Source organism: Isoptericola jiangsuensis (genome assembly GCF_002563715.1).
In the GTDB taxonomy this organism is placed as follows: domain Bacteria; phylum Actinomycetota; class Actinomycetes; order Actinomycetales; family Cellulomonadaceae; genus Isoptericola; species Isoptericola jiangsuensis.
Map to the genome: position 1 here is coordinate 870577 of NZ_PDJJ01000001.1, position 15177 is coordinate 885753.

Sequence of the window (15177 nt, forward strand, 5' to 3'; positions counted from 1 at the left end):
CCGCACCATCCCTTCACCGGAGCAGCCATGACCACCACCACCGCGCCGGAGGCGACGACCGCCCCTGAGACGGCGGAGCCCGACGTCGTCGCACCCCCGGCACCGCCGGCCGCGCCGCAGCCGGAGCCGCGCCCGTCGGGCCGACGCCGGGCGGGGGCCGCGCTGGCGCCCGTCGCGGCGTCGGCGCAGGCCGCGCTGGCCGCGGCGCGCCGGCACGCCGGACCGGTGCTGGGCGTCGTCTCCCCGCTGGGCTGGTCCGTGCTGGTGCTCACCGCCGGCGCGTGGGTGGCCGGGCTGGTGCTGCACTGGGAGGAGTGGGCGCTGGTCGCCGTCACCGCGACCGTGGCCCTGCTGGCCGCGGTCGTGTTCGTGCTCGGGCGGCTGCGCTACGAGGTGACGCTGGACGTCGCGTCGCGCCGCGTCGTCGTGGGGGACCGTGCGGTCGGCCGTCTGCTGGTCCGCAACGGGTCGTCGCGCCCGATGCTCCCGGCGGTGATGGAGCTCCAGGTCGGGCAGGGCATGGCGTCGTTCCCGGTGCCGCGCCTGCGCCCCGACGCCGAGCACGAGGAGATCTTCGCGGTGCCGACCCACCGTCGCGCCGTGATCCCCCTGGGCCCGGTGCGGTCCGTGCGCGCCGACCCCCTCGGTCTGCTGCGGCGCGAGCTGCAGTGGACGGAGCCGGAGGAGCTGTTCGTCCACCCGCGCACCACGCCCCTGTCCGGCTCGTCCACCGGGCTGCTGCACGACCTCGAGGGTCGTGTCACCCCCGACATCTCCGACTCCGACGTGTCGTTCCACGCCCTGCGCGACTACGTGCCGGGCGACGACCGCCGCCACATCCACTGGAAGTCGACGGCGCGCACGGGCCAGCTCATGGTGCGTCAGTTCGAGGAGACGCGTCGGTCCCGGCTGGCCGTCATCCTGTCGACCCGCAGCGACGACTACGCCGACCCCGACGAGTTCGAGCTCGCGGTGTCGGTGTGCGGATCCCTCGGGCTCCAGGCGATCCGCGAGGACGGCGGCCTGGCCGTCATGGTCCAGGCGGGCCGGGTCCGCGGCGACCACCGCACGCGCCTGCTCGACGATCTCACCCGGCTCGAGCTGTCCCCGGCACGGACCAGCCTGACCGAGGTCGCGCGGGCCGCGTCCGTGTCCGCGACCGACGCCTCCGTCGTCGCCGTGCTCGTCGGCAGCACCGTGACGCCCACCGACCTGCGCGCCGCCGCCGTCCGGCTGCCCGTGGACGCCCGGCTCGTGGCCCTGCGCTGCGCGCCCGGCAGCTCCGTGAGCCGCGGCCGCGTCGCCGACATGCAGGTGCTCACGCTCGGCGAGCTCGCCGACCTGCCCCACGCCCTGCGGAGGATCCATGACTGACCCGCGGCCGACCCCTCCGGCGGAGGGCACGGGCTCGACCGGGCGCACCGGCGGGACGTCGCGCACCTCGGTGCGGGCCGGGACCACGCGGGCCCGTCGCCGACCCGGCGACCGGCCCCGGGCGCTCACCCTCGGCGGTGTCGTCGACGGTGTCGTGCTCGCCGCGATGCTGGGCGTCGTCGCGCTCGGCTTCGGCCCGGCGTGGGGGACCACCGGCTATCTGCTGCCCGCCCTCGGCGGCGCCGCGGTCGGGCTCGCCGTCGCCTGGACGGCGGCGGCGCTGCGCTGGCCCGTGCTGCTCACCGCGGGTGCCACGGTGGTCGCGTTCTTCGTCCTCGGCGGTGCGCTCGCGCTGCCGGGCACGACCGTCGCGGGCGTCGTCCCCACCCCGGAGACGTGGCAGGTCCTCGCCGTGGAGTCGGTGCGCGGGTGGAAGGCGTTCGTCACCACCGTGCCGCCGCTGTCCTCGTTCCCCGAGCTCGCGGTCGTGCCGTACCTGCTCATGACCGTCACCGGCGTGCTGGCCGGCACCCTGGCGTGGCGGGCCCGGCAGGCGGCGTGGGCGCTGCTGCCGGTGGCCGTCGCGTTCGCCGGTGTCGCGCTGCTCGGCACGATCCTGCCCGCCCGCCCGCTCGTCCAGGGCCTCGTCGTCGGCGTCGTGGGCCTGCTGTGGGCGTCGTGGCGGGCCGTCGAGACGCGCATGGAGGCGAACCGTCTGCTGTCGGACGCCAGCCGTGACGCCACCCGGCGACTGCGCGCGCAGCGGGTCCGCGGCGGCGCGGTCATGCTGGCGCTCGGCGGGGTCGTCGCCGTGCTCGTCGCCCCGGCCACCGTCGCGGGCGAGGAACGCGTCGTGCTGCGCGAGGTCGTCACCCCGCCGCTGGACCTGCACCAGTACACGAGCCCGCTGGTGGCCTTCCGCGGCTACACCAAGGACCAGGCCGACACGACGCTGTTCACCGTCACCGGGATGCCGGAGGGCGCCCGCGTACGGCTCGCCACCCTCGACGACTACGCCGGGACCGTCTACGACGTCGCCAGCGGCGGCGCCTCCGGCGTGTTCAACCGGGCCGGCGAGGTCATCGACACCGTCGCCGCGGGCACCCGCAGCGTCGTCGAGGTCGAGGTCGCGGGCTACGACGACGTGTGGCTGCCCGACGTCGGTGAGCTCGCCGGCATCCGGTTCACCGGCGAGCGCGCCGAGGCGCTCCAGGCCGCGACCTACTACAACGGGGCCTCCGGCACCGGGCTGGTCACGACCGGTCTGCGCCCGGGCGACACGTACGAGCTCGACGCGATCGTCACGACGCCGCCGGCCGAGGAGGACCTCGCGACGGTGCCGATCGAGGACGTCGACCTGCCCACGGCGAAGGACGTCGCGGACGCCGTGCCCGCGAAGGCGGCGCAGTTCGCCGCGGAGGCGACCGACCCGTTCGAGCAGCTCACGAACATCCGCGACGTCCTGGTGGCGACCGGCATCTACTCCAGCGGCCTCGACAACCAGCCGCACTCGCTGCCCGGCCACTCGGCCGCCCGCATCGACGCGCTGCTGTCCCAGGACGAGATGGTGGGCGACGACGAGCAGTTCGCCACCGCGCTCGCGCTGCTCGCCCGGCAGGCCGGCATCCCGGCGCGCGTCGTCATGGGCTTCTACCCGGACGACCGCGAGTGGGAGCCCGGCACGCCGTACGTCGTGACGGGTGCCGACGTGCACGCCTGGGTCGAGGTGCCCTTCGAGGGGTACGGCTGGGTGCCGTTCGACGTGGTGCCGGACGAGGACAACAAGGTCGAGCCGCTGCCCCGCTCGCGGCAGGTCCCCAAGCCGCCGGTCCTGGAGGATCCGGAGACGCCGGAGGAGCCGCCGCAGGCGGACGCCGGCGAGGTCGAGGACGAGGACAAGGACGACGACGAGGCGGAGTCCGTCGACTGGCGGCAGGTCGCGATCGTCGTGGTGACGGTCGGCGTCCCGCTGCTGGTGCTCGCGGCGCCGCTGCTCGCGATCCTGCTGTTCAAGGCGCGCCGTCTGCGCCGCCGCCGGTCCGCCCCGGTCGCCGTCGACCGTGTCAGCGGTGGCTGGCGTGAGGTGCTGGACACCGCGACCGACCTCGGGGCCGTGGTCCCGGGGGCCGCGACCCGGCGCGAGAGCGCACGCCTGCTCGCCGAGCAGCCCGCCACCTCGGCCGCCGGTCCCACCACGACGGCGCTCGCCCACCGGGCGGACCAGGTCGTGTTCGGCGCCGGCACCCCGACGGACGCGGAGACGGCCGCCTACTGGGCGGACGTCGACACGGCGGTGCGGGACATGCAGCGCTCGGTGCCGTGGGGGCGCCGCGTCCGGGCCCGGTTCTCGCTGCGCTCGGTGCGCGGCGCGGACGCCCCGCCGCTGCGCGCCGCCGCGTGGTCCGCGCTGACGGCCGGGCCGCGCGCCGTCGGGCGCGGGGCCGGTGCCCTGACGGCGCGGGTGCGTGACAGGATGGCCCGCACGCGTCGCCGCAAGCAGCGTGCGCAGCAGCAGGAGGATCGATGACGACGACGTGCACCGCGTGCGGTGCCCAGGGCCAGGCCGGCCGGTTCTGCACGGTGTGCGGGACGGCGCTGGGGGCACCCGCGGGCTATCCGGGACCGGACGAGCGGACCGACGCGACGACGGAGCCGGAGATGCGCGAGCAGACCCGGTACGGCGCGGTCGGCATGCTGCGGGCGGGCGCCGCGGCGCAGCAGGTCCCGCTCGCGGGCACCGGCCGCCGCGCGGGCGCCTACCTGCTCGACCTCCTGGCGGTCTCGCTGGTCGGTCTCGTCGTGGCCGTCGTCGTGGGTCTCGCGACCGGCCTGCCGGAGCAGTACGCCGCGCTGGCCGAGGTGACGACCCCGCTGGGCGCGGAGGCGGCGAGCACGGAGCTGCTCGGGACGCTGGTCGTGGTCTACGGCGCGCTGGGGCTGGTGAGCCTCCTCGGCTGGCTGGGCCTCGCCCTGGCGGACGGCCTGACCGGCCGCACGATCGGCGGTCGGCTGCTCGGCCTGCGCACGGTGTCCGCGGTCGACGGCGGACCGATCGGCGCGGGTCGGGGGCTGCTGCGCTGGCTGGTGCTGTCCCTGTGCGGCTCCGTGCCGCTGGTCGGCACGGTCCTGGTGCTGGTGTCGCCGAACTTCGACTCCTCGGGCCGCCGGCAGGGCTGGCACGACAAGGCGTCGCGTGCCGTGGTGCAGGACGTCCGGGGCGTGCCGCCGCGGACGTTCGCCCCGGCGAGCGCCACCGCGGGACCGCCGTCGGCGGTCCACCCCGCGCCGGTGCCCGTCGGTGGACCCGCCCCCGCCCCGGTGGCCGCGCCCTCCGGTCCGACGAACGGGCCGCAGGGCTTCGCGCCCGCCGCGACCGCCTCGGACCCGTGGGGGTTCCCGGCGGGAGACCGGGCCACCGGCGGCGTCATCACCGGCGTGCCGGGCTCGTCGGCGCCGTCCGGCGCCCCGACCCCGGCCTCGGCCGCACCCGCCGCGCCGGGCGTCGTCGACGCCCCGACGGTGATCGGCGCGCCCGACCGCGTGGCGGCGTCGCCGGCACCCGCACCGTCCGCACCGTCCACCCCGGTCCCCGCCGCCCCGGCGCCCGTCCCCGTGGCGTCCGTGGCCTCCCCGGCCCCGGCGACGGACGGCCTGGACGACGACCTCGAGCAGACCCGGTTCAGCGTCTCGTCGCACCGCGGCGTCGGCGGCACCGGCACGCCGCCGCGCATCGTGGTGCAGCTCGACACCGAGCGCCGCGTGCACGTGGCCCGGCGCACCCTCGTCGGCCGCAACCCGCAGCAGGACACCGGAGCCGCGGCCGAGCTCGTGCGGCTGGAGGACACGACCCGTTCGGTGTCCAAGACGCACCTGGAGCTGCTGCCCACGGCCGACGGCCTGACCGTGTCCGACCTGCGGTCGACGAACGGCAGCGCGCTCATCGCGCCGGACGGCACGGTGCGTGAGCTCGCGCCCGGTACGCCGGCGACGGTCACGGCCGGCTGGACCGTGCAGCTCGGGGAGCGTCGTCTCACCGTGCTCGGGGCGGACGCCGGCGCATGAGCGTCGAGGTGAACCTCGGCCTGCTCTGGGGCGCGGCGACGCACCGGGGGGCCCGGCGCACGCTCAACGAGGACTCGTTCCTCGCCGGCGGCTCGGTGTTCTTCGTCGCGGACGGCATGGGCGGCCACGACGCGGGCGAGGTGGCCAGCGCGGCCGCGGTGGACGCCCTGCGACCGCTGCAGGACGCCCCGATCGTCGGCGTCGACGCGGTCCGGGTCCTGGTCCGGGCCGCGCACCACGCCGTGCGGGGCATCGAGACCGCGCCCGGCCGTGGTGCCGGCACCACCCTGTCGGGGGTGGTCCTCACCGAGCAGGGCGGCGAGCCGTACTGGCTCGTCGTCAACATGGGCGACTCGCGCACGTACCGCCTCGCCGACGGCGAGCTCGAGCAGGTGAGCGTCGACCACTCCGAGGTGCAGGAGCTCGTCGACGCGGGCGAGATCACCCGGGCCGAGGCGCTGACGCACCCCCGCCGGCACGTCGTCACGCGAGCGCTGGGCGCCCCGGAGACGCCGGACGCGGACTACTGGTTCCTGCCCGTCCACGCGGGCGACCGCCTGCTGGTCTGCTCCGACGGGCTGACGGGCGAGCTGACGGACGAGCGAATCGCCGTCCTGCTGCTCACGCAGCCCGACCCGCAGACCGCCGCCGAGCGGCTCGTGGCCGAGGCGCTGGCCGCGGGCGGCCGGGACAACATCACCGTGCTCGTGGTGGACGCGACCGGGCTGGCCGACGACCTGGAGAGCACGGCGCCGCGGGACGCGCGCGACCTGCGGGACGACGAGGACACGGTGCCGCGCACGGCGGCGTGGAGGGAGACGCTGACATGACCGCCCGCTACGTGATGGGGCCGGCGTACGTCGTCGTGCGGGGCGGCGCCGTGGTGCTGCTGCCGGAGAAGGTGACGCCCGAGCTCGTGGACGAGCTGTGGACGGTCCTCGGCGAGCGGACCGGCGTCGTCGCGGTCCTGGAGGTCCTCACGGGGTCGTTCGGGGCGTCCCTCGCGTCGCTCCCGCCCTTCGCGATGGCGGTCACCGACGGGCGCCGCGTGCAGGTCGCGGCCCGGGGCGGTGCCTCCGTGACGATCGCCCGCGAGGACGGCCGCGAGCACGTGTCCGGCGACGGTGTGACGACCTGGGCGGAGCGGGTGTTCGACGACGTCGTGGACCTGGCCGTGCAGGTCGGCGTGACCGAGTCGCGCGAGGACCTGGTCGACGCCCGGGGCCTGCCCCTGGGCGACGGCGTGGTGCTGGCCGCGTCGGTGGGCGTGCGCCTGACGGACTCCGCCGCGCCCGCCGCCGCGGCGCCGCGGCCGGTCCCGAGCGCCGAGCCGTGGGAGGCGGAGCCGCGCCACCGGCCGTCGTCGGCGTCGTCCGCCGCGTCTCCGGTCCCTGCGCCGCCTGGCCCGGGTCCCGGGTCGTCGACGTCCGCACCGGTGCCGCCGGTCCGGCCCTGGCTCGCGTCCGGTGACGCGCCGGTGAGCGGGGTGCCGTCCGACCCGGCCGACGCCGAGGCCACGATCGCGCCGGAGGCGACCATCGCGCCGGAGGCCACCATCGCGCCCGAGGCGACGTTCGCGCCCCTGCCGTCGTGGTCGGCGTCGACGCCGGACCCTGCGACGCCCACCGGGTCGGACGGTCCGTCCGCGAGCCCGTCCGACGCGCCGGGGGGCGCCCCGGACGTCCCGGCGGAGGCACCGCCGGAGGAGACCACGGGATTCGGCCACCTGTGGGGCTCCACGGTGATGCGCGGCGTCGAGGACGCCGCGGTCCGTCCGCCGGAGGAGAACGAGGAGGAGGACGCCGCGTCGTCCCCCGCTCCGACCGCTGCGCCGGCTGCCGATCTACCGGCACCGCCGGCCCCCGACCCCGCCCTGCCCGCCGCGCCGGTGCCCGCGCCGCCGGGGCCGGCCGGGTTCGAGGACGAGATCGACGGGAGCACCGTGCTGTCGTCCGCCATCGCGGACCTGCGCGCCACGGCCCCTGCCCCGGGCCCGCTCCTCACCGGCGTCCCCGGGACCCCGGTCCCCCGGATCGGCGCGGTGCCGCCCGGCCCTGCGTTCGCGGCCACGCCGCCCCCGGCCCGCCCCACGATCCTCGCCCGCGAGTGCCCGCTCGGGCACCCGAACCCGCCCCAGCGGGACACCTGCGCGACGTGCGACCAGCCGCTGCTCGGCGAGGCCCGTCAGGTGGCGCGGCCCTCGCTGGGCACGCTGGCGGTGTCGGACGGGCCGCGGGTCGCGCTCGACCGCCCGGTCGTCGTGGGCCGTCGCCCGCGCTCGCCGCGCGTCACCGGCGACGACCTGCCACGGCTGGTCACCGTGCCCAGCCCGCAGCAGGACATCTCCCGCTCGCACCTCGAGGTGCGGCTGGAGGGCTGGCACGTGCTGGTCGGCGACATGAACACGACCAACGGGACCACGCTGCTGCGCTCGGGCCAGCCGCCCCTGCGCCTGCACCCCGGTGAGCCGGTCCTCGTGGTGGCGGGTGACGTCGTCGACCTCGGCGACGGCGTGACCCTGACGTTCGAAGGGATCCTCTGAGGTGAGCAGCAAGCGCACGCCGTCGCCGCCGCCCCAGATCGACGGCTTCGAGTACCTCTCGCTCATCGGGTCGGGCGGGTTCTCCGACGTCTTCCTGTACCAGCAGCGGCGCCCGCGCCGCCGCGTCGCGGTCAAGGTGCTGCTGCACGAGTGGACGAACGAGGGGCAGCGCGAGGCGTTCGACGCCGAGGCCGACCTCATGGCCACCCTGTCCACGCACCCGTCGATCGTCACGATGTACGAGGCGGACGTCGCGGAGGACGGTCGCCCGTACCTCGCGATGGAGTACTGCTCGCGCCCCAACCTCGGCTCGCGCTACCGCAGCGAGCGGCTCAGCGTCGCGGACGTGCTGCGCATCGCCGTGCAGATCTCCGGCGCGGTGGAGACGTCGCACCGCGCGGGCATCCTGCACCGAGACATCAAGCCCGCGAACATCCTGGTCACCGAGTACGGCCACCCGGCGCTGACGGACTTCGGCATCTCCTCGACCCTCGACGACGCGGGCCGCGCGGAGGGCATGAGCATCCCGTGGTCCCCGCCGGAGTCGTTCGGCGACCCGCCCGGCACCGGCGTCGGGACGGACGTGTGGGGCCTGGCCGCGACGACGTACTCGCTGCTGGCGTCGCGGACGCCGTTCGAGGTGCCGGGCGGCACGAACTCCAGCGCGGACCTGGTGTCGCGCATCGAGACGGCGCCGCTGCAGCCCACCGGTCGCACCGACGTCCCGGCGTCGCTGGAGCGGGTGCTGAGCACGGCGATGGCGAAGAACCCGGCCGCCCGCTACCCGACGGCGCTGGCGTTCGCCCGCGCGCTCCAGGCGGTGCAGACGGAGCTGTCGTTCGCGGTGACGCCCATCGACCTGCTGGACGACGCGGGGCTGGTGCACGAGACCGACACCTCGGCCGCGTCCGGCGGGAGCGCGGACGACGAGGACGACGTCGGCACGCGCCTGCGCGAGGTCGTCTCGGTCGACCCGCGCGGTCCGGGCGCGGGCGGTGCGTCGTCCGCGTCGTCGCCGACGTCGATGACCTCCGTCCCGACGTCCTGGTCGACGGCGGGCACGACGGGCACCGCCGGGGGCGGCTGGGCGGCCACGGGCTCGCGGCCCGGGACGCAGGGTGCGCCGGTCGCGACCGCGCAGCTGGCACCCGACCTCGGGGACACCGTGCACCGGGCGGTCGCGTCGGCCGCGAACCCGGAGCCGGCCCCGGCACCCGCGGCGGAGCCCGCCGCCCGGCCCCGCGGTGCGGTCGGAGCCCTGGTGGCGGTGGCCCTCGTGGCGGTGGCGGCGGTCGTGGCGCTCCTGGTCGTCCTGCTGGGGCCGGACGACGAGGACACGCCGGCGGCCCAGGAGACCACGGCGGCGCCGGTCGACGACGCCGGCCCACCGGCCGACAACCTCGGCGGGATCGTGCCCGCCGTGCGGGAGCTGTCCGGCGAGGTGCAGGGTGACGAGGTGGTTTTCACGTGGACCAACCCCGAGCCGCAGGACGGCGACGCGTACGGGTGGCGGGTGCCGACGATCGGTGAGGGCACCCCCTACACGACGGTGCCGGACCCGACGGTCACGGTGCCGCGCGCCGACGCTGGCGAGACCTGCGTCGAGGTGGTCGTGATCCGCTCCGGCGCCGGGTCGTTCGAGCCGAAGATCGCGTGCGTCGATGGCTGAGCTGGCGCTGGAGTTCGCGGGGGAGTGGTTCCACCCCGACCCGCAGGAGGTGTTCGAGATCGGGCGCGAGGGCGACCTCGAGCTCGACGACAACCCGTACCTGCACCGCCGGTTCCTGCGGATCACGCACGACGGCGGCCTGTGGTGGCTCGCGAACGTCGGCGCGCGCCTCGCGGTGACGGTGTGCGACGCCGGCGGCGGCGTGCAGTCCTGGGTGTCCCCGGGGACGTCGCTGCCGCTGGTGTTCCCCGCGACGTCGATCGTCTTCACCGCGGGTCCCACGACGTACGAGCTGCTGGCCCGGCTGGCGCCCGCCCCGTACGCGCAGATCCGCACCGAGGAGCCCGAGGGCGGGGCCACGACGATCGGGATGATCCCGTTCACCGTCAGCCAGCGTCAGCTCGTGGTCGCGCTGTGCGAGCCGATGCTGCGCCGTGACGGCACGGGGCTGTCGCAGATCCCGTCGTCGGCGGACGCCGCGGCCCGGCTCGGGTGGTCGACGACGCGGTTCAACCGCAAGCTCGACAACGTGTGCTCCAAGCTGGACCGGATCGGCGTGCGGGGGCTGCGGGGCGGCACCGGCGGGCCTGCGGCGAACCGGCGTGCGCGCCTGGTCGAGTACGCGGTGGCGTCCCGGCTGGTGACCGCGCAGGACCTGCCGCTGCTGGACGTCGACTCCGCCGACGACGGCGAGGCCGCGTCGTGAGGGGCGTCCGGTGAGCGGCGGCACGCGCCCCCCGTGGTGGCAGCTCGTCGTCGTGCTCGCCGTCGCCGGGGCGGCGATCGCGTTCGTCGTGACGTACGCCGTCGGTGTCGTCTCGGACGGCGCGGGCACCGGTGACCCGGCGGACTTCTACCGGGCGGTCGGCCGCGAGCTGACCGACCCGGGCACCTGGCGCGTCACCGCCGTCGGGGCCCTCGTGGGCGCCGTCGTCGGGGGCGTCCTCGCCCTGCTGGGGCGCCGGAGCAGTTGACCTGGCGGCGCGACCCGCCCGCGGGCCCCGTGCCCGCACCCCGTGACGGAACGACCCGAGGAGAACGATGCGCGTCAAGGTGACGCTGCGGCGCCCGGACACCACGCACGACGACGTGGTCGTCACCGCGGACGCCGGTGCGACGATCGGCGAGGTCGCGGCGACGATCGCCCGCGTGGACCCCGGTGCCGCCGGCGGTCCGGGCGACCGCCCGCGCACGCTGGAGGCGCGCCTGCCCGGGCAGGACACCCCCGTCCGGCTGCCGGCCGACGCCGCGCTGGGCGAGGCGTGGATCGGGTCGGGTGCCGAGGTGGCCGTGGTGGACACCGACCGGCCGGGCTTCGAGTACGCGTCGTCCCGGGACACCCGGGCCACGCTGCGGTTCGCCGACGGCTCCGTGCTCGACCTGCCCGAGGGCAGCTGGGTGCTGGGACGTGCGGCGGGCAGCGACGTCGTGCTCAACGACCCGTTGGTCTCCAAGCGGCACCTGCGCCTCGACGTCGGGGACGTCGTGGACGTGGTCGACCTGGGGTCGGCGAACGGCATCCTGGTCGACGGTGACCACGTGCAGCGCCTGCGCGTCGAGGGCACGCAGCGGATCGTCGTCGGGGACACGACGATGACGATCGAGCGGCGCCGCCCGCAGCACCTGACGGGCGTCGCGCCGAAGGCGGGGCCGGTCCCGTTCACGCGGTCGCCGCGCGTGGAGGCCCGCTACAACGGTGCGGAGTTCGACGCCCCGGACGTGCCGAAGGAGACCGACCCGCAGCCGTTCCCGCTCCTGGCGATGATCGCGCCGATGCTCATGGGCGGGGCGATGTTCATCGCGCGCGGCAGCGTGCTCTCCCTGATGTTCATGGCGATGACGCCGATCATGCTCGTGGGCAACTACCTCACCCGCGGGCGGCAGGAGCGCAAGCGCAAGGAGCGCGACATCGCGCGCTTCACCGAGCGGCTCGACGGGCTGCGCGAGGAGCTCGCCGGCGAGGAGGACACCGAGCGGGCCGTCCGGCTGCGCGAGGCCCCCGCGACCCAGCACGTGTTCGTCGAGGCCATGCGCCACGGCCCCCTGCTGTGGACGCGCCGCCCCGAGCACTGGAGCTTCCTCAACGTCCGGTTCGGCATCGGCACCATGCCGTCGCGCAACCGCGTCAAGGACACCGACCGCGGCGCGATGATCAAGGAGTACCGCGAGAAGCTCGACGAGGTCGTCGACACCTACCGCGACATCTCGGGCGTCCCCGTCGTGGAGAACCTCTACGACGCCGGCGCGATCGGTTTCGCGGGCCCGCCGGCGCGGGTCGTGGGCAGCGTCAACGCCGCCCTGCTGCAGCTCACCGGCCTGCACTCGCCCGCCGAGGTCGTCGTCACGGGCATGGTGAGCCCCGCGTGGACGCAGCACCTGCAGTGGCTCACCTGGATCCCGCACACCTCGTCGCCGCAGAGCCCCGTCGAGGGCCACCACCTCGCGGACTCCGCCAGCGGCGCCGCCCGGCTGGTCGCGGAGCTCGAGGAGCTCGTCACGACGCGCCTGCGCGCCGCCCGGGGGGCCCGGCGCCGCGGGGCCGTCGACACCGACGACGCCGCCCTGGAGCGCGGCGCCGACGTCGGCGCGGACGCCCAGCAGGCGGGCACGCCGTCCCCCGTGCCGGCCGTGGTCGTCGTCATCTCCGACGACATCGACGTCGATCGGGCCCGGCTGATCCAGCTCGCCGAGCAGGGCCCCGACGCGGGCGTCTTCCCGCTGTGGCTGGCCGCCGACCCCGCGAACCTCCCGGCCGCGTGCCGCACGTTCGTCGACCTCGGCGAGGCCGGCCCGCGGGTCGGCATGGTCCGGCTCGGCCGGTGGGTCGACGACGTCGAGCTGGAGGAGCTGGACCCCGCCTCCGCGCTCGACTACGGGCGGCGCCTCGCGCCCGTCTTCGACGCGGGCGCCATCGTCGAGGACTCGTCCGACCTGCCCCGGTCGGTGTCCGTGCCGGCGCTGCTGGGCCACGACCTGTTCGAGGACCCGGGCGCCGTCGTGGAGCGCTGGCGCCAGAACCTGTCGATCTACGACCGCACCCAGGTCAGCCCGCGCAAGCGTGCCGGGTCGCTGCGTGCGATCGTCGGGTCGGCCGGTCTGGACGCCCAGCACCTGGACCTGCGCAGCCAGGGGCCGCACGCCCTGGTGGGCGGCACCACCGGCGCCGGGAAGTCGGAGTTCCTCCAGGCGTGGGTGCTCGGCATGGCCGCCGAGTACAGCCCCGACCGCGTGACGTTCCTGTTCGTGGACTACAAGGGCGGGTCGGCGTTCGCGGACTGCGTCCAGCTGCCGCACTGCGTGGGTCTGGTCACCGACCTGTCCCCGCACCTGGTGCTGCGGGCGCTCACGTCGCTGCGCGCCGAGCTGCACCACCGCGAGCACCTGTTCAACCGCAAGAAGGTCAAGGACCTCCTGGAGCTGGAGAAGCGCGGGGACCCGGAGACGCCGCCGGCGCTCGTCATCGTCATCGACGAGTTCGCGGCCCTCGTCGGGGACGTGCCGGAGTTCGTCGACGGCGTCGTGGACGTCGCGCAGCGCGGACGCTCGCTCGGCATCCACCTCATCATGGCCACCCAGCGTCCCGCGGGCGTCATCAAGGACAACCTGCGCGCCAACACCAACCTGCGCGTCGCGCTGCGCATGGCCGACGAGTCGGACTCCAGCGACGTCGTCGACATCAAGGACGCTGCGCACATCGACCCGTCGATCCCCGGCCGCGGCGTCGTCAAGACGGGTCCGGGGCGCCTCCAGGCGTTCCAGTCCGGCTACGCCGGCGGGTGGAGCACCCGGTCGCCGGAGCGCGCCGCGATCCGGGTCGCCGGCCTGCACTTCGGACGCGAGGAGCGCTGGGAGGAGCCGACCCTCGACACCCCGGAGGAGGACGTCGACCTCGGCCCGAACGACCAGCAGCGGCTCGTCGCACGCATCACCGAGGCGTTCTCGGCGGCCCGGCTGCCCGCGCCGCGCCGACCGTGGCTCGACTCGCTGGCGGACGTCTACGACCTCACCCGCCTGCACCAGCGCACGGACACCGAGATCCTCGTGGGTGTCGCGGACATCCCCGAGGCGCAGGCGCAGCGGCCGGTCTACTTCAACCCGGACACCGACGGACACCTGGGCGTCTACGGCACGAGCGGCGCGGGCAAGTCGACGGCGCTGCGCAGCATCGCCACCGCCGCCGGCATCACGCCCCGCGGCGGTCCGGTGCACGTCTACGGCCTGGACTTCGCGGCCGGTGCGCTGCGGATGCTGTCGTCCCTGCCGCACGTCGGCACGGTCGCCCGCGGCGACGACGTCGAGCGCGTCGTCGGCCTCATGCGGATGCTGCGCGACGAGCTGGTGCGCCGCGGGGAGGCGTTCGCCGCGGTGTCGGCGTCCAGCGTTACCGAGTACCGGCGCCTCACCGGCCAGCAGGGCGTGCCCCGCATCCTGCTCCTCGTCGACGGGTTCCCCGCGTTCCGCGACGACTTCGAGGTGGGTGCGGGCCGCTCGGAGTGGTTCGACGCGTTCCGCGACATCCTCAACGACGGCCGTGCGCTCGGCATGCACGTCGTGTTCACCGCCGACCGGTCCGGCGCGGTGCCGACCTACGTGCGGTCGATGGTGCAGCGCAACCTGCTGCTGCGCATGACGGACGACGGCTACCTGGCGTTCAACGCGCCCCGCGACGTCATCACGGCGGACTCGCCGAACGGCCGGGCGCTGCTCGACGGCCTCGAGCTGCAGGTCGCGGTCATCGGCGGCACCCCGTCGGTGTCGGCGCAGGCCGCCGCCACGGAGAAGCTCGGCCGGTCCATGGTGGAGGCCGGCGTGCGTCCGGCGCCCGCCGTGCGGGTCCTGCCCACGCAGTACCGGCAGGCGGAGCTGCCGCCCGCCGTCGACGGACGGCCGGTGCTCGGCCTCGACTCGCTCGGCATCGCGCCGCTGCCGTTCGAGCCGACGGGCACGATGGTGGTCGCCGGCCCGCCGGGGGCGGGACGCTCGAACGCGCTCGTCGCCATCGGGCGTGCCGTGCTGCGCGCGAACCCCGACGCGCGGCTCTACCTGTTCGCGCAGGCCCGCTCCGCGATCGCGGACCAGCTGCCCTGGGCGGACGTCGCGACGGGCGTGGAGAAGGTCAAGGGGCTGGCCGCCGACCTGCTCGCCGCGGTCCAGGACGAGGACGTCTCGCCCGGGATCGTCGTGGTGGTCGAGGCGATCAACGAGTACCTGCAGACACCCGCCGACAAGGCGATCCAGGACCTCACCAAGGCGATCCGCAGCAGCGAACACCTGCTCGTCGCGGAGGCCGAGACCGGGGCGTGGGGCGCGACGTGGCCGCTGTTCGGCGAGGTGAAGAACGGCCGCCGCGGCCTGCTGCTCCAGCCGGAGAACCTCGACGGCGACACGATCCTCAAGACGTCGCTGCCGCGGTCCGGCAAGGGCGAGTTCCCGCCCGGGCGCGGCGCGTGGGTCGCCCGGGGCAAGCACACGCGGGTCCACCTCCCGTTCGTCCTGGACGAGCAGGGGTAGCGTCCACCCGGCGAGATGG

The 15177-nt window shown here is 75.9% G+C and carries 9 protein-coding genes; all 9 read left to right on the plus strand.

What is annotated here, in order from left to right:
• The first annotated feature begins 27 nt into the window (after positions 1 to 27).
• The 9 genes from ATJ88_RS03920 to ATJ88_RS03960 all read left to right on the plus strand — a co-directional run bounded on the left by ATJ88_RS03920 (position 28) and on the right by ATJ88_RS03960 (position 15158).
• The gene (locus tag ATJ88_RS03920; protein ID WP_098462701.1) at positions 28 to 1374 is read left to right on the plus strand and encodes a DUF58 domain-containing protein; all 1347 of its coding nucleotides are present in this window, start codon (positions 28 to 30) and stop codon (positions 1372 to 1374) included.
• A complete protein-coding gene (locus tag ATJ88_RS03925) occupies positions 1367 to 3901 on the plus strand; it encodes a transglutaminase-like domain-containing protein (protein ID WP_098462702.1) in 2535 nt (844 codons plus the stop codon). The genes ATJ88_RS03920 and ATJ88_RS03925 overlap by 8 nt, the downstream gene beginning before the upstream one ends.
• The gene (locus ATJ88_RS03930) at positions 3898 to 5436 is read left to right on the plus strand and encodes an RDD family protein (RefSeq protein ID WP_098462703.1); all 1539 of its coding nucleotides are present in this window, start codon (positions 3898 to 3900) and stop codon (positions 5434 to 5436) included. The genes ATJ88_RS03925 and ATJ88_RS03930 overlap by 4 nt, the downstream gene beginning before the upstream one ends.
• Entirely contained in the window at positions 5433 to 6266 is an 834-nt protein-coding gene (locus ATJ88_RS03935) for a PP2C family protein-serine/threonine phosphatase (protein ID WP_098462704.1), read from the plus strand. Before ATJ88_RS03930 ends, ATJ88_RS03935 begins: the two co-directional genes overlap by 4 nt.
• Positions 6263 to 7978, plus strand: a complete 1716-nt coding sequence (locus ATJ88_RS18695; RefSeq protein ID WP_098462705.1) for an FHA domain-containing protein — start codon at positions 6263 to 6265, stop codon at positions 7976 to 7978. The genes ATJ88_RS03935 and ATJ88_RS18695 overlap by 4 nt, the downstream gene beginning before the upstream one ends.
• Before the next feature lies 1 nt (position 7979).
• Complete coding sequence (locus ATJ88_RS03945) at positions 7980 to 9647, plus strand: serine/threonine-protein kinase (protein WP_098462706.1); 1668 nt, start codon at positions 7980 to 7982, stop codon at positions 9645 to 9647.
• Positions 9640 to 10353 (plus strand): FHA domain-containing protein, encoded by a 714-nt coding sequence (locus ATJ88_RS03950; protein ID WP_098462707.1) that lies wholly within the window; start codon positions 9640 to 9642, stop codon positions 10351 to 10353. Before ATJ88_RS03945 ends, ATJ88_RS03950 begins: the two co-directional genes overlap by 8 nt.
• A gap of 10 nt (positions 10354 to 10363) precedes the next feature.
• Positions 10364 to 10621 (plus strand): hypothetical protein, encoded by a 258-nt coding sequence (locus ATJ88_RS03955; protein WP_098462708.1) that lies wholly within the window; start codon positions 10364 to 10366, stop codon positions 10619 to 10621.
• 67 nt (positions 10622 to 10688) lie between these two features.
• Positions 10689 to 15158, plus strand: coding sequence for a type VII secretion EssC family protein (locus ATJ88_RS03960; RefSeq protein WP_098462709.1), 4470 nt, complete (start codon positions 10689 to 10691; stop codon positions 15156 to 15158).
• Positions 15159 to 15177 lie beyond the last annotated feature (19 nt).

Coding starts and splice junctions, on each gene's coding strand:
- ATJ88_RS03920 (WP_098462701.1), top strand. CDS start 28: ATGACCACCACCACCGCGCCGGAGGCGACGACCGCCCCTGAGACGGCG.
- ATJ88_RS03925 (WP_098462702.1), top strand. CDS start 1,367: ATGACTGACCCGCGGCCGACCCCTCCGGCGGAGGGCACGGGCTCGACC.
- ATJ88_RS03930 (WP_098462703.1), top strand. CDS start 3,898: ATGACGACGACGTGCACCGCGTGCGGTGCCCAGGGCCAGGCCGGCCGG.
- ATJ88_RS03935 (WP_098462704.1), top strand. CDS start 5,433: ATGAGCGTCGAGGTGAACCTCGGCCTGCTCTGGGGCGCGGCGACGCAC.
- ATJ88_RS18695 (WP_098462705.1), top strand. CDS start 6,263: ATGACCGCCCGCTACGTGATGGGGCCGGCGTACGTCGTCGTGCGGGGC.
- ATJ88_RS03950 (WP_098462707.1), top strand. CDS start 9,640: ATGGCTGAGCTGGCGCTGGAGTTCGCGGGGGAGTGGTTCCACCCCGAC.
- ATJ88_RS03960 (WP_098462709.1), top strand. CDS start 10,689: ATGCGCGTCAAGGTGACGCTGCGGCGCCCGGACACCACGCACGACGAC.